Source organism: Streptomyces sp. NRRL S-920 (assembly GCF_000717945.1).
Classification (GTDB): domain Bacteria; phylum Actinomycetota; class Actinomycetes; order Streptomycetales; family Streptomycetaceae; genus Streptomyces; species Streptomyces alboniger.
In genome coordinates this window covers 60,323-79,971 of record NZ_JODF01000047.1, presented here as the reverse complement: position 1 = coordinate 79,971, position 19,649 = coordinate 60,323, and the positions used below count along the sequence as shown (strand labels likewise).

The 19,649-nt window shown below is 71.6% G+C and carries 16 protein-coding genes; 6 read left to right on the top strand and 10 right to left on the bottom strand.

What is annotated here, in order from left to right; all coding sequences use genetic code 11:
* Window positions 1-6 precede the first annotated feature (6 nt).
* From iolD to iolC, 4 genes are all read right to left on the bottom strand, one after another.
* Complete coding sequence (gene iolD / locus IG54_RS0127685) at window positions 7-1,896, bottom strand: 3D-(3,5/4)-trihydroxycyclohexane-1,2-dione acylhydrolase (decyclizing) (RefSeq protein ID WP_030790209.1); 1,890 nt, start codon at window positions 1,894-1,896, stop codon at window positions 7-9.
* Entirely contained in the window at window positions 1,893-2,705 is an 813-nt protein-coding gene (gene iolB, locus IG54_RS0127680; RefSeq protein WP_030790206.1) for a 5-deoxy-glucuronate isomerase, read from the bottom strand. The genes iolD and iolB overlap by 4 nt, the downstream gene beginning before the upstream one ends.
* 27 nt (window positions 2,706-2,732) lie before the next feature.
* Complete coding sequence (locus IG54_RS0127675) at window positions 2,733-3,608, bottom strand: Cgl0159 family (beta/alpha)8-fold protein (RefSeq protein WP_030790203.1); 876 nt, start codon at window positions 3,606-3,608, stop codon at window positions 2,733-2,735.
* Between the two features lie 116 nt (window positions 3,609-3,724).
* Window positions 3,725-4,651: a 5-dehydro-2-deoxygluconokinase gene (iolC, locus tag IG54_RS0127670; RefSeq protein ID WP_030790200.1), complete on the bottom strand. Its 927-nt coding sequence runs from the start codon at window positions 4,649-4,651 to the stop codon at window positions 3,725-3,727.
* 165 nt (window positions 4,652-4,816) lie between these two features.
* Between iolC and IG54_RS0127665 the strand changes: the two genes are divergently transcribed.
* The 4 genes from IG54_RS0127665 (at window position 4,817) to IG54_RS0127650 (ending at window position 8,973) form a co-directional block, all read left to right on the top strand.
* Complete coding sequence (locus IG54_RS0127665) at window positions 4,817-5,716, top strand: sugar phosphate isomerase/epimerase family protein (RefSeq protein ID WP_030790197.1); 900 nt, start codon at window positions 4,817-4,819, stop codon at window positions 5,714-5,716.
* A 240-nt stretch (window positions 5,717-5,956) separates the two neighbouring features.
* Window positions 5,957-6,154, top strand: a complete 198-nt coding sequence (locus tag IG54_RS0127660; RefSeq protein ID WP_030790194.1) for a MarR family transcriptional regulator — start codon at window positions 5,957-5,959, stop codon at window positions 6,152-6,154.
* Between the two features lie 136 nt (window positions 6,155-6,290).
* Entirely contained in the window at window positions 6,291-6,614 is a 324-nt protein-coding gene (locus tag IG54_RS0127655; protein WP_030790191.1) for a heavy-metal-associated domain-containing protein, read from the top strand.
* 97 nt (window positions 6,615-6,711) lie between these two features.
* Entirely contained in the window at window positions 6,712-8,973 is a 2,262-nt protein-coding gene (locus tag IG54_RS0127650) for a heavy metal translocating P-type ATPase (protein ID WP_030790188.1), read from the top strand.
* Window positions 8,974-9,455: 482 nt separating this feature from the next.
* On the opposite strand, the gene IG54_RS0127645 is transcribed toward IG54_RS0127650, so the two are convergent.
* Both IG54_RS0127645 and IG54_RS0127640 read right to left on the bottom strand, forming a co-directional pair.
* Window positions 9,456-10,745: a citrate synthase gene (locus IG54_RS0127645; protein WP_030790185.1), complete on the bottom strand. Its 1,290-nt coding sequence runs from the start codon at window positions 10,743-10,745 to the stop codon at window positions 9,456-9,458.
* 197 nt (window positions 10,746-10,942) lie between these two features.
* Window positions 10,943-13,186 (bottom strand): ATP-dependent RecD-like DNA helicase, encoded by a 2,244-nt coding sequence (locus IG54_RS0127640; protein ID WP_030790182.1) that lies wholly within the window; start codon window positions 13,184-13,186, stop codon window positions 10,943-10,945.
* A 322-nt stretch (window positions 13,187-13,508) separates the two neighbouring features.
* Between IG54_RS0127640 and IG54_RS42200 the strand changes: the two genes are divergently transcribed.
* Window positions 13,509-13,679: a hypothetical protein gene (locus IG54_RS42200; RefSeq protein ID WP_158708937.1), complete on the top strand. Its 171-nt coding sequence runs from the start codon at window positions 13,509-13,511 to the stop codon at window positions 13,677-13,679.
* A gap of 79 nt (window positions 13,680-13,758) precedes the next feature.
* Here IG54_RS42200 and IG54_RS0127630 read toward each other — a convergent pair whose 3' ends face one another.
* Genes IG54_RS0127630 through IG54_RS0127620 form a run of 3 tightly spaced genes read right to left on the bottom strand, consistent with a single transcriptional unit; the run spans window position 13,759 to window position 16,936 of the window.
* Entirely contained in the window at window positions 13,759-14,613 is an 855-nt protein-coding gene (locus IG54_RS0127630; protein WP_051820057.1) for a sugar phosphate isomerase/epimerase family protein, read from the bottom strand.
* Entirely contained in the window at window positions 14,610-15,788 is a 1,179-nt protein-coding gene (locus tag IG54_RS0127625; RefSeq protein WP_030790177.1) for a dihydrodipicolinate synthase family protein, read from the bottom strand. The genes IG54_RS0127630 and IG54_RS0127625 overlap by 4 nt, the downstream gene beginning before the upstream one ends.
* Complete coding sequence (locus IG54_RS0127620; RefSeq protein ID WP_030790174.1) at window positions 15,785-16,936, bottom strand: Gfo/Idh/MocA family protein; 1,152 nt, start codon at window positions 16,934-16,936, stop codon at window positions 15,785-15,787. The genes IG54_RS0127625 and IG54_RS0127620 overlap by 4 nt, the downstream gene beginning before the upstream one ends.
* Before the next feature lie 113 nt (window positions 16,937-17,049).
* Here IG54_RS0127620 and IG54_RS0127615 point away from each other — a divergent pair, with 113 nt between their 5' ends.
* Window positions 17,050-18,096 carry a LacI family DNA-binding transcriptional regulator gene (locus IG54_RS0127615; protein ID WP_030790170.1) on the top strand — a complete coding sequence of 349 codons (1,047 nt, stop codon included), beginning with the start codon at window positions 17,050-17,052 and terminating at the stop codon, window positions 18,094-18,096.
* Between the two features lie 10 nt (window positions 18,097-18,106).
* Here the strand turns inward: IG54_RS0127615 and IG54_RS0127610 are convergent, their stop codons facing one another.
* The gene (locus IG54_RS0127610; protein WP_030790168.1) at window positions 18,107-19,630 is read right to left on the bottom strand and encodes a PLP-dependent aminotransferase family protein; all 1,524 of its coding nucleotides are present in this window, start codon (window positions 19,628-19,630) and stop codon (window positions 18,107-18,109) included.
* Window positions 19,631-19,649: the final 19 nt, after the last annotated feature.

Here is a 19,649-nt window from a genome sequence, read left to right as displayed (position 1 = left end):
CTACTCTCACAGGTGGCGGCGTCGGGCAGCGACGTGCCGGTCGTACTCTTCCCTGGCCTTGACCGCGGACACCCGGGTCGCCGTCTCGGCCACGGGCACATCCCACCACGCCTGTGCCGGGGGCGGGCCCGACACTGTGTCTGCCGTTTCCGTCTCCACATAGACACATGTGGGACGGTCCGCGGCGCGCGCCTCCCGCAGCGCCCCGCGCAGGTCACGCACTGTTCTGGCGCGCAGCACCCGCATCCCGAGCGAGGCCGCGTTGGCGGCGAGATCGACCGGCAGCGGGCCCTCGGTGTACGTCCCGTCCGGTGCCCGGAAGCGGTAGTCCGTGCCGAACCGCTCGCCGCCCACCGACTCCGAGAGCCCGCCGATCGACGCGTACCCGTGGTTCTGAAGGATGACGATCTTGACCGGGATGTTCTCCTGGACGGCCGTGACCAGCTCGGTGGGGTTCATCAGATACGTCCCGTCGCCGACCAGCGCCCACACCGGCCGCTCCGGCGCGGCGAGCGCGACACCGATCGACGCCGGGATCTCGTATCCCATGCAGGAGTAGCCGTACTCGACGTGGTACTGCCGCGCCGACCGGGCCCGCCACAGCTTGTGCAGGTCACCGGGGAGGGAGCCCGCGGCGTTGATGACGATGTCGTCGTCCGTCACCACCTCGTCCAGTACGCCGAGGACCTGGGCCTGCGTCGGGCGGATGTCCGGCTCGTCCGCCTGGTACGCGGCGTCGACGCGCTGCTCCCAGCGGGCCTTGTCGCCCGTGTACTCGGCGGTGTAGCCGTCCGCGACGCGGTGCCGGCGCAGTTCTCCCGTGAGCGCCTCAAGTCCGGCGCGGGCGTCGGCGATCAGGGTGGCGCCCGCCAGCTTGTGGCCGTCGAAGGGCGTGACGTTGAGGTTGAGGAAGCGCACCCCGGGCCGCTCGAAGAGGGTGCCGGAGGCCGTGGTGAAGTCGCTGTAGCGGGTGCCGACGCCGATCACCAGGTCGGCGGCGCGGGCCAGTTCGTTCGCCGTCGCCGTGCCCGTGTGGCCGATGCCGCCGACGTCCGCCGGGTGGTCGAAGCGCAAGGAGCCCTTGCCGGCCTGGGTGGAGGCGACGGGGATGCCGGTCGCGTCGGCGAACTCCCGCAGGGCGTCCTCGGCGGCGCTGTGGTGGACGCCGCCGCCCGCGACGACCAGGGGCCGCCGCGCCCCGCGCACCGCTTCCGCGGCCACGGCCAGCTCCCGCGGGTCGGGAGCCGCCCTGCGCACGGCCCACACCCGCTCGGCGAAGAACTCCGCGGGCCAGTCGAAGGCTTCCGCCTGTACGTCCTGCGGGAGGGCGAGGGTGACGGCGCCGGTCTCGGCCGGGTCGGTGAGCACGCGCATCGCGGCGAGGGCGGCGGGGATCAGCGCCTCGGGGCGCATCACGCGGTCGAAGTACCTCGATACGGGCCGCAGACAGTCGTTGACCGACACATCGCCCGCGTACGGCACTTCGAGCTGCTGGAGCACCGGGTCGGCGGGCCTGGTCGCGAAGGTGTCGCCGGGCAGGAGCAGGACGGGCAGGCGGTTGACCGTGGCGAGGGCGGCGCCGGTGACGAGGTTGGTGGCGCCCGGCCCGATGGACGTGGTGACGGCGTGGGTGGACAGGCGGCCGCGCTGGCGGGCGTACCCGACGGCGGCGTGCACCATGGCCTGTTCGTTCCGCCCCTGGTGGAAGGGCATCTCGTCGGCGTGCTCCACGAGCGCCTGCCCGATGCCGGCCACGTTGCCGTGCCCGAAGATGCCCCAGGTCGCGCCGATCAGCCGCTGCCGCTCGCCGTCCCGCTCGGTGAACTGCCGGGACAGGAAGCGCACGAGTGCCTGCGCGGTGGTGAGCCGGACGCTCTCACGCGGCGTCTGCGTCATCGGTATCCCTCCGTGTGGTCGGGGTGGAAGCAGATCCGCCACTCCCGCTCCTCGCCCGGTCCCGCCATGACGTTCAGGTAGTACATCGCGTGGCCCGGCTGGGCGACGGACGGGCCGTGCCAGCCGTCGGGCACGAGCACGGCGTCACCGGAACGGACCTCGGCAAGGACGTCCGTACCACCCTCGCGGGAGGGGAAAACCCGCTGGTACCCGAAGCCTTCCCGGCCCTCGGGCGCCTCGATCTCGAAGTAGTAGATCTCCTCAAGCTCGGCCTCGACGCCCGGCCGGTGCTCGTCGTGCTTGTGCGGCGGGTACGAGGACCAGTTGCCACCGGGCGTGATCACCTCGACGGCGATGAGGCGGTCGCAGTCGAAGGCGTCCGCGGAGGCGAAATTGCGCACCTCACGGGCGCAGGTGCCACTGCCGCGGCTCTCGACGGGTACCTCCGGCGCGGAGCCGTAGCGGGCGGGGAGTCGACGCTCGCACTTCGCTCCTGCCAGGGCGAAGCGGCCTCCCGCGCCGGAGGCGATCTGGATCCGGGCGTCGCGGGGGACGTAAGCGAAATCGGAGACTCCGCTGAACACGCTCTTCCTGCCCAGGAGTTCGATGATCCCGGCTTCCGTGTGCACCGTACAGCCGCCGGTCAGCGGGAGCACGATCCATTCACTCCCGCCGGTATCGAAGGAGTGCGTGCCGCCGGCCTCGATCTCTACGACGCGCAGCGCGCAGTGGACCCAGCCTGCCCGTTTCGGATCGATGTCAACGGTGTACGGGCCATGGGCCGCACTCCCTTTCGGTACGTACGTCATGTGGGCCTCCTCCATCTGTCCACCCCGCTACAGCAGTCCTACGGCGGTGTCGACCGCCCCCGCCACATCCCCGTCGGGCGGGTAGAGCAGCGCCCTGCCGACGACGAGCCCCTGCACGGTGGGAAGTTGCAGGGCGCCGCGCCACTTCTCGTACGCGGCGTCCTGATCGTCCCCGATGTCGCCGCCGAGCAGCACGGCGGGCAGCGTCGAGGTCTCCATGACGCGGGCCATGTCGTCGGGGTTGTCGGTGACGGGGACCTTCAGCCAGGTGTACGCGGAGGTGCCGCCGAGGCCGGATGCGATGGCGATGGACCGGGTGACGGCCTCGGCGCTCAGGTCGTTGCGGGGCACCCCCGTGCCGTCCCGGCGCGTGAGGAACGGCTCGACGAAGACCGGCAGCCGGCGCTCGGCCATGGCGTCGACGATCCGCGCCGCCGAGTGCAGCGTGGTCAGCGACCCCGGGTCGTCGTAGTCGACGCGCAGCAGCAGCTTGCCCGCGTCGAAGCCGAGCCGTTCGAGGTCCTCGGGCCGGTGCCCGGTGAACCGGTCGTCCAGCTCGAACGCGGCCCCCGCGAGACCGCCGCGGTTCATCGACCCCATGACGACCTTGCCGTCGAGGGCGCCGAGGAGCAGCAGGTCGTCGAGCACGTCGGCGGTGGCGAGCACGCCGTCGACGCCGGGCCGCGACAGCGCGAGACAGAGCCGTTCGAGGAGGTCGCGCCGGTTGGCCATGGCGAACGGATCGCTCCCGACGCCGAGGGATCCCCGGGCGGGATGATCGGCGGCGACGATCAACAGCCGCCCACCGTCGGCGAGGAGCCTGCGCCGGGGGCGCCGGGCGGCGGCTTCGAGGACGGCTTCGGGATGGTGGGCCCGAATGCGGGTGAGGTCAGCGAATTTCAGCCCCTCCGGCGGACATTCCAGCCCCTCCGGCGGACGTGCGGAAAATTCCAGCCCCTCCGGCGTTTGAGGAGCGGGGTCCGGGGCGGAGCCCCGTGAACGGCGCCCGAGGTGCGGGCTCACAACACAGCCCCCGCTTCAACAACTGAGGCGACCTCGCCAGCAAACGGCATGGCGGAACTGCACTCCAGCCGCGAGGCGACGATCGCCCCCGCCGCGTTGGCGTACCGCATGATCCGCTCCAACTCCCATCCGGCGAGAAGCCCATGGCACAGGGCCCCGCCGAAGGCGTCGCCCGCGCCCAGGCCGTTGAGCACCCGCACGGGCAGGGGCGGCACCCGCGCCGACTCCCCCGCCCGGTTCATCGCGAGCACTCCTTCGGGCCCCTGTTTCACGACGGCCAGTTCGACCCCCGCGTCGAGCAACGCCCGCGCCGCGGCCAGGGGTTCACGCTCACCCGTGGCGATCTCGACCTCGTCGAGGTTGCCGACGGCGACCGTGGCGTGCGCGAGCGCGGCGGCGTAGTGAGGGCGCGCCTCGGCCGGGTCGGACCAGAACATCGGCCGCCAGTCGAGGTCGAACACCGTGACGCCCGCCGACCGCGAGGCCAACGCCGCCAGCGTCGCCGTGCGACTCGGCTCCGCGCACAGCCCCGTCCCCGTCATCCAGAAGACCCGCGCCGCCGCGATCGCGCCGAGGTCCAGCTCGTCCTCGTAGATCTCCAGGTCGGGTGCTTTGGGCAGCCGGTAGAAGTACAGCGGGAAGTCGTCCGGCGGGAAGACCTCGCAGAACGTCACCGGCGTCGGGAGCCCCGCGACCGCGCTCACCCAGCGGTCGTCGACGCCGAACTCCCGCAGTGCCCGGTGCAGATAGGTCCCGAATGGGTCCTCGCCGGTGCGGGTGACGAGGGCCACGCGGCGGCCGAGCCGTGCCGCGGCGACCGCGACGTTGCTGGCCGAGCCGCCGAGGAACTTCCCGAACGTGGTGACCTCGTCGAGGGGCACCCCGGCCTGGAGCGGATAGAGGTCCACCCCGATCCGGCCCATGGTGATGACGTCGTACGGATCACTCACCCTCTGCGTCCCTTCGCCGGGCCGGTCGGTCGTATGCCCCCCAGGTCTAATCCCGCTCCGGGAGCCCTGTCAACATTTTGTCCTTACATTCGGACCACTCCTTGACACCGTTCCGAGGCGGCCTGGAGTCTTGCCGGCATGACGACGCTGTCTCGCATCCGGATCGGTTCGGCGCCCGACTCATGGGGCGTGTGGTTTCCCGAGGACCCCCAGCAGGTCCCCTGGCGCCGCTTCCTCGACGAGGTCGCCGAGTCCGGCTACGAATGGATCGAGCTGGGCCCCTACGGCTATCTGCCCACCGACCCCGTCGAACTGGCGGCCGAGACGGCCCGGCGCGGCCTCAAGGTCTCCGCGGGCACGGTCTTCACGGGGCTGCACCACGGGCCCGCCGTCTGGGAGAAGACCTGGGCGCACGTCGCCGACAACGCCGCGCTGGCCCAGGCGATGGGCGCCGGGCACCTCGTCGTCATCCCCTCCTTCTGGCGCGACGACAAGACCGGCGAGGTGCTGGAGGACCGCGTCCTGACGCCAGCGCAATGGCGTGAACTGACCACCCAGACCGAGCGCCTGGCCCACGAGGTACGCGAGCGCTACGGCCTTCAGGTCGTCGTCCACCCGCACGCGGACACGCACATCGACACCGAGGAGAACGTCACCCGCTTCCTCGACGCCACCGACCCCGATCTCGTCTCGCTCTGCCTGGACACCGGCCACTACGCCTACTGCGGCGGGGACAGCGTCGAACTCATCGAGACGTACGGCGAGCGCATCGGCTATCTGCACCTCAAGCAGGTCGACCCGGAGGTCCTCGCGGCGGTGCGCGCGCAGGAGGTGCCGTTCGGGCCCGCCGTGGCGCGCGGCGTGATGTGCGAGCCGCCCGCCGGGGTGCCGGCGCTGGAGCCCGTCCTCGCGGCGGCGCAGAAGCTGGGCGTCGACCTCTTCGCGATCGTCGAGCAGGACATGTACCCGTGCCCGCCGGACCAGCCCCTCCCCATCGCCCGCCGCACCCGCGCCTTCCTGCGCTCCTGCGGGGCCTAACCCCGGCAGCGCTTCAGGGGATCCGCGGCGCCGCGACATGCCGCTTTCGTCACAAACACTCTTTTCCTGTCACACATGTCTCACGTACGCGGCCCTTACGTCACAGGCGGCCCACAGCCAGGCCCCGGCGGTCACTCTGCGTCGTTCAACGGGCACAGGCTGAGTGATCGCCACGCGTCGCGCCCAGTTCCCCCGTCGGCCTCTCCGGTCGGCCTGGGCGCGTGCAGGGAGGTGCCACCGATGACTGACCGCAGGCTCTGGTCGTACAAGGAGATCGCCGCGCACATCCGGGTACAGCCCGACACCGTGCGCTCCTACCGCAAGCACGGGCTGCTGCCCGACCCCGACCACGTGGAGAGCGGCAAGCCCTTCTGGTACGCGGACACGATCCGCGCCTGGGTCGCGGCCCGCCCCGGCAACCGTGGACGCAGAGGCTGACGCCGCGCGAGCGCCCCGCGTTGCGGGATACCCCCTAGGGGTATAGTGTTCCGAGTGTCAGGGGGTCCAGGGGACTCCGGGCCCCCACTGGCACATTACGTCGCATATGTACACACGCCTTCCCGAGGAGAACGACATGAGCGCCCAGACCGAGCTGCCGCAGGCCGCGTCCGAGACGACCGGCTCCTGCTGCTCCCCCAGCGGTTCCTGCCACTCCGACGACACCGCGCAGACCTCGCAGGGCGCCGTCACCACGGTGTACGAGGTGACGGGGATGACCTGCGGCCACTGCGAGGGCGCCGTCTCCGCCGAGATCTCGGAGATCGCGGGCGTCACCTCCGTCAAGGCCGTCGCCTCGACCGGCCAGGTGACCGTGGTCTCCAAGGCCCCGCTGGACGAGGCCGCGGTGCGCGCCGCGGTCGACGAGGCGGGCTACGAACTGGCCGGCGTCAAGGCCTGACCGGCGGCCCGCCGGGTACCCCGGGCCCTGTGGTGCCGACGTCGGCGCCACAGGGCCCGCCGCCGTGTCACGGGCCCGGAAGTAGTACGAAGGAGTCATGACCGAAGTCTCCGAAGTCGAACTCGCCGTCGGCGGAATGACCTGCGCCTCCTGCTCGTCCCGCATCGAGAAGAAGCTGAACCGCGTGGCGGGGGTGACCGCCGCGTCGGTCAACCTCGCCACGGAGAAGGCGAAGGTCACGTACGCCGACGGAGTCGAGGTCCCCCAGCTGATCGCCCTCGTCGAGAAGCTGGGCTACACGGCGCAGGAGATCGTCCCGCCGCCCCCGGAGCCCGAGGCGGGCCACGCCTCCGCCCCGGCCACCGCGGACCCCACCGAGCCCGACACCCTGCGGCAGCGGCTGACCGTCTCCGCCCTCCTGTCCCTGCCCGTCGTGCTGCTCGCGATGGCCCCCGCCCTCCAGTTCGACAACTGGCAGTGGCTCTCGCTGACCCTCGCCGCACCCGTCGTCGTCTGGGGCGGCCTGCCCTTCCACCGGGCGGCGCTCACCAATGTGCGGCACGGCGCCGCGACCATGGACACGCTGGTATCGGTCGGCACGCTCGCCGCGTTCGGCTGGTCGCTGTGGGCGCTGTTCCTCGGGGACGCCGGAATGCCCGGGATGCGGCACGGCTTCGACCTCACGGCCTCGCCGGGGGCCGGTGCCTCGACGATCTATCTCGAGGTGGCCTCCGGTGTCGTCACGTTCATCCTGCTCGGCCGCTGGCTGGAGGCCCGCTCCAAGCGACGGGCGGGCTCGGCCCTGCGCGCCCTGCTCGAACTGGGCGCCAAGGACGTCACCGTCCTGCGCGCGGGCACGGAGGAGCGCGTCCCGGTCGGGCGGCTGGCCGTCGGCGACCACTTCGTCGTACGCCCCGGCGAGACCGTCGCGACCGACGGCACCGTCGTGGAGGGCGCGTCCGCGGTCGACGCCTCGATGCTGACCGGCGAGTCCGTACCGGTCGACGTCACCGTGGGCGACGCCGTGACCGGGGCCACCGTGAACACCTCGGGGCGGCTCGTCGTACGGGCCACCCGCGTCGGCTCCGACACCCGGCTGGCGCGCATGGCACGGCTCGTCGAGGACGCCCAGACCGGCAAGGCCCAGGTGCAGCGCCTCGCCGACCGGATCGCCGCGGTGTTCGTGCCGGTGGTCCTGCTCATCGCGGCCGGCACGCTCGGCGGCTGGCTCGGCGCCACGGGCGATGTGACCGCCGCGTTCACCGCCGCCGTGGCCGTCCTGATCATCGCCTGCCCGTGCGCGCTCGGCCTGGCCACCCCCACCGCCCTGATGGTCGGCACGGGACGCGGCGCCCAGCTCGGCATCCTCATCAAGGGCCCCGAGGTCCTGGAGTCCACACGCCGCGTCGACACCGTCGTCCTGGACAAGACGGGGACGGTGACGACGGGCCGCATGGAGATGGCGGACGCGTACGCCGCCCAGGGCACGGACGAGAAGCAGCTGCTGCGCCTCGCGGGCGCCCTGGAACACGCATCCGAGCACCCCGTCGGCCGTGCTCTCGCGGCGGGCGCCGCCGACCGTCTCGGCGTCCCCGTCGCGGAGTTGGCGGTCCCGGAGCGGTTCGAGAACGTCGCCGGGTCCGGGGTGCGCGGCGCGGTGGAGGGGCACGAGGTGCTCGTGGGGCGCGAGCGGCTCCTCGCGGACGCGGGCGTCACGGGCCTGGAGGCGCTGGCCGGGGCGAAGGGAGCGGCGGAGGCGTCGGGGCGTACGGCCGTGCTGGTCGCCTGGGACGGTGCCGCGCGCGGCGTGCTCACGGTCGCCGACGCCGTCAAGGACACCAGCCCGCGGGCGGTGCGCGAACTGCGCGCGCTCGGCCTGAGGCCGATCCTGCTCACCGGCGACAACAAGGCCGTCGCCGACGCGGTGGCGCGGGCGGTGGGGATCGCCCCGGACGACGTGTACGCGGAGGTCCTCCCGCAGGACAAGGTCGACGTCGTACGGCGGCTGCGGGACGAGGGCCGGGTCGTGGCGATGGTCGGGGACGGCGTGAACGACGCGGCGGCGCTGGCCACCGCCGATCTGGGCCTCGCGATGGGTACGGGCACGGACGCGGCGATCGAGGCGAGCGATCTGACGCTGGTGCGCGGGGACTTGCGAGTGGCGGCCGACGCCATCAGGCTCTCCCGGAAGACCCTCGCCACCATCAAGGGCAACCTCTGCTGGGCCTTCGGTTACAACGTCGCCGCACTGCCGCTCGCGGCGGCCGGCCTGCTGAACCCGATGATCGCGGGGGCCGCCATGGCGTTCTCCTCGGTCTTCGTGGTCACGAACAGTCTGCGGCTGCGGACGTTCACATAACCCCTTCACAGGTCCGTTTCAGCATCCTCACCCACCCCTCAGGATCCCCATATCGGGGCTCTTGCGCATGTACTGGACATATGCAAGAGACGCAGATCACAGTGATCCGAACGTAACCATCTAGGGGGGTCGCGAGTCTAATGGGACGATGCCGGTAGACGTCTTGGGGGACGTCGTCCGCCATCAGGGGACATCTTGGGGGATGCTCCCTGGAATTGCGTTGCCGGGGCACGTACACCGGGGAGCTTTGAGCGGCCCTCCCGTACGCGTCCCGGCAGACCGCAGGGCAACCACAGACGCCCGGCCGGATCCCGTGGGGGGAATCCGCACCGGGAAAAAGGGAAGCGCCCCGACCGTCGACCCGTGGGGGGATCGACGGCGGGGCGCTTCTCGCTTTTGAGCCGCAGATGAGGGAGCGCCCCGAAGGGGCGCGGGGAACTGCGCGACCAGCCAAAGACGGCCCGCAGTCCCCAAAAAAAGGATCAGCGACCCTCAACCGGGACAAAGTCCCGAAGAACCTCACCGGTGTAGATCTGCCGAGGCCGCCCGATCCGAGACCCAGGCTCCTTGATCATCTCGTGCCACTGAGCAATCCACCCAGGCAGACGCCCCAGCGCAAAGAGCACGGTGAACATCTCGGTCGGGAAGCCCATGGCCCGGTAGATCAGACCCGTGTAGAAGTCCACGTTCGGGTAGAGCTTGCGCTCGACGAAGTAGTCGTCGGCCAGCGCGTGCTCTTCCAGCTTCAGCGCGATGTCGAGCAGCTCGTCGGACTTGCCGAGGGCCGAGAGGACGTCGTGCGCCGCCGCCTTGATGATCTTCGCCCGGGGGTCGAAGTTCTTGTAGACGCGGTGCCCGAAGCCCATGAGCTTCACGCCGTCTTCCTTGTTCTTCACCTTGCGGATGAAGGTGTCGACGTCGCCGCCGGAGGCCTGGATGCCTTCCAGCATCTCCAGGACCGACTGGTTGGCGCCGCCGTGCAGCGGGCCCCACAGGGCCGAGATGCCGGCCGAGATCGAGGCGAACATGTTCGCCTGCGAGGAGCCGACCAGACGCACGGTGGAGGTCGAGCAGTTCTGCTCGTGGTCCGCGTGCAGGATCAGGAGCTTGTCGAGCGCGGCGACGACGACCGGGTCCAGCTCGTACTCGGCGGCGGGCACCGAGAAGGTCATGCGCAGGAAGTTCTCGACGTAGCCGAGGTCGTTGCGCGGGTAGACGACCGGGTGGCCCTGCGACTTCTTGTACGCGTACGCCGCGATCGTCGGAAGCTTGGCGAGAAGGCGGATCGTCGAGAGGTGACGCTGCTTCTCGTCGAAGGGGTTGTGGCTGTCCTGGTAGAACGTCGACAGCGCGCTCACCACGGACGACAGCATGGCCATCGGGTGGGCGTCGCGCGGGAAGCCGTCGTAGAACCGCTTGACGTCCTCGTGCAGCAGGGTGTGCTGCGTGATCTCGTTCTTGAAGCTCGCCAGCTCGTCGACCTTCGGCAGCTCGCCGTTGATCAGCAGGTACGCCACCTCGGTGAAGGTGGAGCGCTCGGCCAGCTGCTCGATCGGGTAGCCGCGGTACCGGAGGATGCCCTGCTCGCCGTCGAGATAGGTGATGGCGGATTTATAGGCGGCGGTGTTGCCATAGCCGCTGTCCAGGGTCACCAGACCGGTCTGGGCGCGGAGCTTCCCGATGTCGAAGCCCTTGTCGCCGACGGTCGAATCGATCACCGGGTAGGTGTACTCGCCATCGCCGTACCGCAGTACTACAGAGTTGTCGCTCACGTCATCCCTCACCGACGTTGTGCCTCTTCTTCGAGGTGCCCTGACTGTCTCTACCATCCCCCATTTGGCCCTGGAGAGTGCACTCGGGGTCGACCATTGGGCCTATTGGCGGCACTCAGTGCCGCCAACCTGCTCATCCTGCCCCCTTCGCCCTGGTTCCGGAAGTGCTGTGTGACGTTTCCGACTCGTTTGATCGATCAAAACGTGGCCGGGGCTTCTCCGCGGCGCCCCGAGAGCCTGAAATCCAGGGCCGTACAGCGCCTACCCGCGGAGACCGTGCGTACAGCCTGACCCAGAGCCTTGCGCGAACCGACCAGGACGACCAGCTTCTTGGCGCGTGTCACGGCGGTGTAGAGCAGATTGCGTTGCAGCATCATCCACGCGCCGGTGGTGACCGGGATCACCACGGCCGGGTATTCGCTGCCCTGGGAGCGGTGGATCGTCACCGCGTACGCGTGCGCCAGCTCGTCCAGTTCGTCGAAGTCGTACGGGACTTCCTCGTCCTCGTCGGTCAGGACGGTGAGCCGCTGTTCGTCGGCGTCGAGGGCGGTGACGACGCCGACCGTGCCGTTGAAGACGCCGTTCTGCCCCTTCTCGTAGTTGTTGCGGATCTGGGTGACCTTGTCGCCCACGCGGAACACGCGCCCGCCGAACCGCTTCTCGGGCAGGTCGGGCCGGGCGGGGGTGATGGCCTGCTGGAGGAGGCCATTGAGGTTCCCGGCGCCAGCGGGGCCGCGGTGCATGGGGGCGAGGACCTGGACGTCGCGGCGCGGGTCGAGGCCGAACTTGCGGGGGATGCGGTGGGCGGCGACGTCCACCGTGACGCGGCCGGCGTCCTCGGTCTCCTCCTCGACGAAGAGGAAGAAGTCCTTCATGCCCTGGGTGAGGGGCGGGACGCCGGAGTTGATGCGGTGGGCGTTGGTGACGACGCCCGACTCCTGGGCCTGCCGGAAGATGCGGGTGAGGCGGACGGCCGGGATGGGGCTGTCCTCGCTGAGCATGTCCCGCAGCACCTCGCCCGCGCCGACGCTGGGCAGCTGGTCGACATCGCCCACGAAGAGCAGGTGGGCGCCGGGCGGGACGGCCTTGACCAGCTTGTTGGCGAGGAGGAGGTCGAGCATCGAGGCCTCGTCGACCACGACCAGATCGGCGTCGAGCGGCCTCTCCTTGTCGTACGCCGCGTCGCCCCCGGGTCGCAGTTCGAGCAGGCGGTGGACGGTGGAGGCCTCCGCGCCGGTCAGTTCGGCGAGCCGCTTGGCGGCGCGGCCGGTGGGGGCGGCGAGGACGACCTTGGCCTTCTTGGCGCGGGCCAGCTCGACGATGGAGCGGACCGTGAAGGACTTGCCGCAGCCGGGGCCGCCGGTCAGGACGGCGACCTTGCGGGTGAGCGCGAGCCGCACGGCCGCTTCCTGCTCGGGCGCGAGCTTGGCGCCCGTGCGGTCCGCGAGCCAGGCGAGCGCCTTGTCCCAGGCGACGTCCCGGAAGGCGGGCATGCGGTCGTCGGAGGTCTTCAACAGGCGCGAAAGCTGCGCGGCCAGGGAGAGTTCGGCGCGGTGGAAGGGGACCAGGTAGACGGCGGTGATGTCCTCGCCGCCCTCCGGGCTCGGCACGGCTTCACGGACGACGCCCTCCTCCTCTCCCGCCAGCTCGGCGAGGCAGTCGATGACGAGGCCCGTGTCGACCTGGAGCAGCTTCACCGCGTCGGAGATGAGGCGCTCCTCGGGGAGGTAGCAGTTGCCCTGGTCGGTGGATTGCGAAAGGGCGTACTGGAGACCGGCCTTGACGCGCTCGGGGCTGTCGTGGGGGATGCCGACGGACTGGGCGATGCGGTCGGCGGTGAGGAAGCCGATGCCCCAGACGTCGGCGGCCAGGCGGTACGGCTCGTTCTTCACGACGGAGATGGAGGCGTCGGCGTACTTCTTGTAGATGCGCACGGCGATGGAGGTGGAGACGCCGACTCCCTGGAGGAAGACCATGACTTCCTTGATGGCCTTCTGCTCCTCCCAGGCGGCGGCGATCATCTTGGTCCGCTTGGGGCCGAGGCCGGGGACCTCCACCAGGCGCTTCGGCTCGGTCTCGATGACGTCGAGGGTGTCGACGCCGAAGTGGGTGGTGATGCGGTCGGCCATCACGGGCCCGATGCCCTTGATGAGGCCGGAGCCGAGATAGCGGCGGATGCCCTGGATGGTGGCGGGCAGCACCGTCGTGTAGTTCTCCACGGTGAACTGCTTGCCGTACTGCGGGTGGGAGCCCCAGCGGCCCTGCATGCGCAGGCTCTCGCCGACCTGGGCGCCGAGCAGGGAGCCGACGACCGTGAGCAGATCGCCGGCGCCGCGGCCGGTGTCGACGCGCGCGACCGTGTAACCGGTCTCCTCATTGGCGTACGTGATGCGCTCGAGGACCCCCTCGACCACCGCTGCCGCCACAGCTGGACTCGACATGATCCGACGCTACCGCCCGGCACTGACAGCGCGGACGGCCTGTGGACAACTTCCGGGCCAACGGCTTGCGGGCTGACGGCGAAGGGACCTGGCCGTCGACCAGGTCCCTTCGATCCCTCCCCTATGCCAGAACCCCCACGATTCCCCCCGGAATCCCCCCAGATCCCCTCGGGAACCAGTACCCCCCTCACGGGAAGTCCTGACGCCAAGTACGACACGCCTGGTGCACAAAGGGTTGCACGGAGTTGCCCACTAATTTCGCGGACTTCTTCCGGGTGCCGACGCTCGCGGGCAGACGTACTGTTTGCCCCATGAGTGCCGAGTGGGAAGGGCAGTGATGTTCGGCGTCGCGAAATTGACCGGGCCGATGGCCAAGGCGATCTCCAAGAAGACCGGCATCCCCGTGACGACCGTCAGCCGCGTCCTCGAGGTCGGTCTCCCCGTCGTGGTGGCGATGGTCTCCAAACGGGCGGCGGGGCGGAAGGCGAAGTAGCACCGGTCAGCACCGGTCAGGCCGCGTACGCGCGGCTCAGCCGCGGCGCGGGTGTCCGCCTCGCGTGCGTGCGGAAACGTCACGCGTGCGTGCGGAAGCGCTGCGCCGTCTCCCTCAGCACGTGCGCGCCGTCCCTCGCCCACAGCGCCTCGTTGAAGATCTCGACCTCGATCGGGCCGTCGTACCCGGCCGCCTCGACCTCCGCGCGCAACGCCTTGAAGTCGACGCTTCCATCGCCCAGCTGTCCGCGTCCGAGCAGTACGCCCGCGGGCAGCGGGGTGATCCAGTCCGCCAGTTGGAAGGCGTGCAGCCGGCCGCCCCGGCCCGCCCGCGCGATCTGCGCGGGCGCCTGGTCGTCCCACCAGACGTGGTACGTGTCCACGACGACGCCCACCTGGTGCGCGGGGAAGCGTTCCGCGAGGTCGAGCGCCTGGCCCAGGGTGGAGACCACGCAGCGGTCCGCGGCGAACATCGGGTGCAGCGGCTCGACCGCCAGGCGTACGCCCCGCTCCTCGGCGTAGGGCCCGAGGAGGGCGAGGGCCTCCGCGACGCGTTCCCGGGCCCCGGCGAGGTCGCGGCTGCCGGGCGGCAGGCCGCCCGAGACCAGCACCAGCGTGTCGGTGCCGAGCGCCGCCGCCTCGTCGATGGCCGCGCGGTTGTCGTCCAGGGCACGCGCACGTGGCGCCTCTCCGATTCCGGTGAGGAAGCCGCCCCGGCACAGGCTGGTGACCGCGAGGCCGGTCTCGCGCAGGAGGCGGGCGGTGCGCTCGACCCCGTACTCCTGGACGGGCGCGCGCCACAGGCCGACCGCGGTGATGCCTTCCTTCACGCACCCTTCGGCGAGTTCGGGGAGCGAGAGCTGTTTGACGGTCTCCTGGTTGATGCTCAGACGCGACAGCGACAGTGTCGATGGAGACGGCGGCGGGGTGTTCATTGCGGGACTCCATGGACGGTCAGCAGCGCGCGCATCCGGGCCGCCGCCAGGGGCGGGTCGGGGAACAGGCCCAGCCCGTCGGCCAGTTCGTAGGCGCGGGCCAGGTGCGGGAGGGAGCGGGCCGACTGGAGGCCGCCCACCATCGTGAAGTGTGTCTGGTGTCCGGCCAGCCAGGCGAGGAGGACCACGCCGGTCTTGTAGTAGCGCGTGGGGTGCTCGAAGAGGTGGCGGGACAGCTCGACGGTCGGGTCGAGGAGGGCGCGGAAGGCCCGCACGTCGCCGGTGTCCAGGGCGCGCACGGCCTCGGCGGCCAGCGGGCCCAGGGGGTCGAAGACGCCGAGCAGCGCGTGGCTGAAGCCGTGGTCGTCGCCCGCGATCAGCTCCGGGTAGTGGAAGTCGTCACCCGTATAGCAGCGCACACCGGCCGGAAGGCGGCGGCGCAGGGCGATCTCGCGGTCGGCGTCCAGGAGCGAGACCTTGATGCCGTCGACCTTGCCGGGATGGGCGGCGACGACCTCCAGGAAGGTATCGGTCGCCGCGTCCAGGTCGGCCGAGCCCCAGTAGCCCTCCAGGGCGGGGTCGAACATGGGGCCGAGCCAGTGCAGGATCACCGGCTCGCTCGCCTGGCGCAGGAGGTGACCGTACGTCTCCAGGTAGTCGTCCGGCGAGATGGCGGTGGCGGCGAGGGCCCGCGACGCCATGAGGATCGTCCGGGCGCCGGCCGCTTCGACGACGGCGAGCTGTTCCTCGTAGGCCGCCCTGACCTGCGGAAGGCTTGCGGGCAGGGTCAGTTGGTCGGTGCCCGCGCCGCACGCGATCCGGCCGCCGACCGCTTTCGCCTCGGCGGCCGAGCGGCGGATGAGTTCGGCGGCGCCCGGCCAGTCCAGGCCCATGCCGCGCTGGGCGGTGTCCATGGCCTCGGCGACACCCAGGCCGTGCGACCACAGGTGGCGGCGGAAGGCGAGCGTGGCGTCCCAGTCGACGGCCGCGGGGCCGTCCGGGGAGACGTCCGCGCGGGGGTCGGCGACGACGTGGGCGGCGGCGAGGACGGCGCGGGTGGTGGGCGGGGGGCCGCCCGTTCTCGTGCTCGGGGGCTCGCTTCGCGGGGTGTACGCGCGCGTGCCGCCTCCTTCGGCGGGGAGCAGGAGGGCGCCCGCGGCCCGGGGGGTGCTCACAGCGCGATCTCCGGTACGTCGATGCGGCGGCCCTCGGCGGAGGACCTCAGGCCCAGTTCGGCGAGTTGCACGCCGCGGGCGCCCGCGAGGAGGTCCCAGCGGTAGGGCGCGTCGGCGTACACGTGTTTGAGGAAGAGCTCCCACTGCGCCTTGAAGCCGTTGTCGAACTCGGTGTTGTCGGGCACCTGCTGCCACTGGTCGCGGAAGGAGTGGGTGGCGGGCAGGTCGGGGTTCCACACCGGCTTGGGCGTCGTGCCGCGGTGCTGCACGCGGCACTCGCGCAGGCCCGCGACCGCCGAGCCCTCCGTGCCGTCGACCTGGAACTCGACGAGTTCGTCGCGGTGGACGCGCACCGCCCAGGAGCAGTTGATCTGCGCGATCACGCCGCCGTCCAGTTCGAAGACTCCGTAGGCGGCGTCGTCGGCGGTGGCGTCGTAGGGCTTGCCGTCCTCGTCCGTGCGCCGCGGGAGGTGCGTGGTGGCGAGGGCCTGGACGGTGCGTACGCGGCCGAACAGTTCGTGCAGGACGTACTCCCAGTGCGGGAACATGTCGACGACGATGCCGCCGCCGTCCTCGGCGCGGTAGTTCCAGGAGGGGCGCTGGGCCGCCTGCCAGTCGCCCTCGAAGACCCAGTAGCCGAACTCGCCGCGGACCGAGAGGACGCGCCCGAAGAAGTCGCCGTCGATGAGCCGCTTCAGCTTGAGCAGGCCCGGCAGGAAGAGCTTGTCCTGGACGACGCCGTGCCGGACGCCCGCGTCCCTGGCCAGGCGGGCGAGGCCGAGGGCGGCGTCCAGGCCGGTGGCGGTCGGCTTCTCGGTGTAGATGTGCTTGCCCGCCGCGATGGCCTTCTTGAGGGCGGCCTCGCGGGCGGAGGTGACCTGCGCGTCGAAGTAGATGTCGACGGCCGGGTCGGCGAGGACCGCGTCGAGGTCGGTCGAGAAGTGTTCGAGACCGTGCTGCTCCGCGAGCGCGCGCAGTGCGTGCTCCCTGCGGCCCACCAGGACCGGCTCGGGCCACAGCACGGTGCCGTCGCCGAGGGCGAGGCCGCCCTGTGCGCGCAGGGCGAGGATCGAGCGGACGAGGTGCTGGCGGTGGCCCATGCGTCCGGTGACGCCGTTCATGGCGATGCGCACCGTCTTGCGTGTCACGAAGGTCCCTCCGTAGATACGTAGCAAGCGCTTTCCATCCGCAGAGAAGCTAGCCTGCCGCACAAGGTTCGGACAAGGGCTCCGGACCAGGGCGTGACCGGGAGGACGACGAGATGACCGTGACCCTGGCGGACGTGGCGAAACGCGCGCAGGTCTCCCCCGCGACCGTCTCCCGCGTACTGAACGGCAACTACCCGGTGGCGGCCGCCACCCGCGAGCGGGTCCTGCGGGCCGTGGACGACCTCGACTACGTCCTGAACGGTCCCGCGAGCGCGCTCGCCGCGGCCACCTCCGACCTGGTCGGCATCCTCGTCAACGACATCGCCGACCCCTTCTTCGGGATCATCGCGAGCGCCGTGCAGTCCGAGATCGGCGGGCCCGGGGGGCGTGCGGGCGGGGAGCGGATGGCCGTGGTCTGCAATACCGGCGGCTCCCCGGAGCGCGAGCTGACCTACCTCACGCTCCTTCAGCGCCAACGCGCCGCCGCGGTGGTCCTCACCGGCGGTGCGAGCGAGGACCCCGAGCACGCCGAGGCGATGGCCCGGAAGCTGCGGCGGCTCACGGAGGCGGGCACGCGCGTGGTGCTCTGCGGGCGGCCACCGTCGTCGCCGGACACCGGCGCGGTGGCGCTCGCCTTCGACAACCGCGGCGGCGGGCGGCGGCTCACCGAGCATCTGCTGGACCTCGGCCACCGGCGCATCGGCTACATCGCGGGCCCGCGGGAGCGGACGACCACGCGGCACCGCCTGGAGGGCCACCGTGCGGCGCTGGCCGCCCACGGCGTCGAGGACGACCCGGCGCTCACCGTGCACAGCCCCTACGACCGGCGCTCCGGGTACGACGCCACGAGCGAACTCCTGCGCCGCTCCCCGGACCTGACGGCCGTCGCGGCCTCCAACGACACGGTCGCGCTCGGCGCCTGCGCGGCGCTGCGGGACAAGGGCCTGCGGATCCCGGCGGACGTGTCGGTGGCGGGCTTCGACGATCTGCCGTTCAGCATCGACGCGGCCCCCGCGCTCACGACGGTGCGGCTGCCGCTGCACGAGGCGGGGGCGCGGGCGGGCCGCATCGCGATGGGCAAGGAGGAGCCGCCGCCGGGGGGTGTGGCGACGGTGCACGGGGAGTTGATGGTGCGGGGGTCCACGGGCGGTCCCCGGTGAGTCGTACGGCTCACGCTTCCCGGGCCACTCGGCCCAGTACCGCCACCCCCTCGGCGATCCGCGTCGGGTGGTTGGCCGCGTAGCCGAGGACGAGGCCCGGTGCGTGCGGGAGTTGGGTGTGCCACGACAGGGGGTGCGTCTTGACGCCGTGGGCGAGGGCGGCGGTGGCGAGGGCGGTGTCCGGGCCGTCGTAGGTGTCGCCGTCGAGGGTGATCGTCAGGTGCAGGCCGGCCGCCGCGCCGTGGACGACCGCTCCCGGCAGGTGCGTGCGGATCGCCTCGATCATCGCGTCCCTGCGCCTGCGGTGGTGCTTGCGGATGAGCCGCAGGTGGCGTTCCAGGTCGCCGGATTCCATGAGGTGGGCGAGGACGAGCTGGGGCAGCGCCGCGTTGCCGAGGTCGGTCAGCCGCTTGGCGTCCACCAGCGCCGCCCGGTACGCGGCAGGCGCGAGCAGCCAGCCGAGGCGCAGGGCGGGCGCGAGGAGCTTGGATACGCTGCCCGCGTAGCAGACGTGTTCGGGGAGGAGCGCGCGCAGGGCGGGGACGGCGGGCCGGTCGTAACGGTGCTCGGCGTCGTAGTCGTCCTCGATGACGAGGCCGCCGCCGCGGGCCCAGTCCATCAGCTCGCGGCGCCGCTCGCCCCCGAGGACCACCCCGGTGGGGAACTGGTGTGCGGGCGTGAGCAGTACGGCGGGGGCTCCGGTGGCGCGCAGCGCGTCGACGCGTATGCCGTGGGCGTCGACCGGGACGGGCGGGGTGCCGAGCGGGCGCAGGTGCTGGCGTACGCCGAGTGACCCCGGTTCCTCGACGGCGATCTCGGAGATCCCCTCGGCGTGCAGGACATCGACGAGCAGCCGCAGGGCCTGGGCGGTGCCGTTGACGATCAGTACGTCGTCCGGGTCGGCCATGATGCCGCGGTTGAGGGAGAGCCAGCGGGCGACGGCGATGCGCAGGGCCGGGGTGCCGCGCGGATCCCCGTATCCGAAGTCCGCGGGGGTCAGCGCGGCGAGGACGGAACGCTCGGCGCGCAGCCAGGCCGCGCGCGGGAACGCGGAGAGGTCCGGCAGGCCCGGCGAGAGGTCGATGCGGGCGGGCGTGGTGCGGATGGCGTCGAAGACGCCGAGGTCGGGAGGGGCGGTGAAGAGGTCGGCGCGGGGGGCCGGGGCCCCGGGCGGGCCGTCCCGCCTGTCGGGCGGCCGGGGTGACGGCGCGGCGACGACGACGGTGCCGCCACGGCCCCGCCCGGCGACGTGCCCGTCTTCGGTGAGCCGGCGGTAGGCCTCGGTGACGACGCCGCGGGAGACGCCGAGTTCGTCGGCGAGGGCGCGGGTGGCAGGGAGCCTGCTGCCGGTGGTGAGGCGGCCGTCCGCGATGGCGCCCCTGATCTCCCGCGCCAGCCACTCCCCGAGTCCGCCCCGGGGGGCGTCGCGGGGGTCCAGCTGGAGGAAGTCGGAGGTGGCGGGCGCGCCAGCCGTCCGTACGCCGTCGTCCGGAGTTATGGACCTGCCGGAAGGTGATCCATTGGACCTGTTCATGGTGCCATTGTGGCGACAG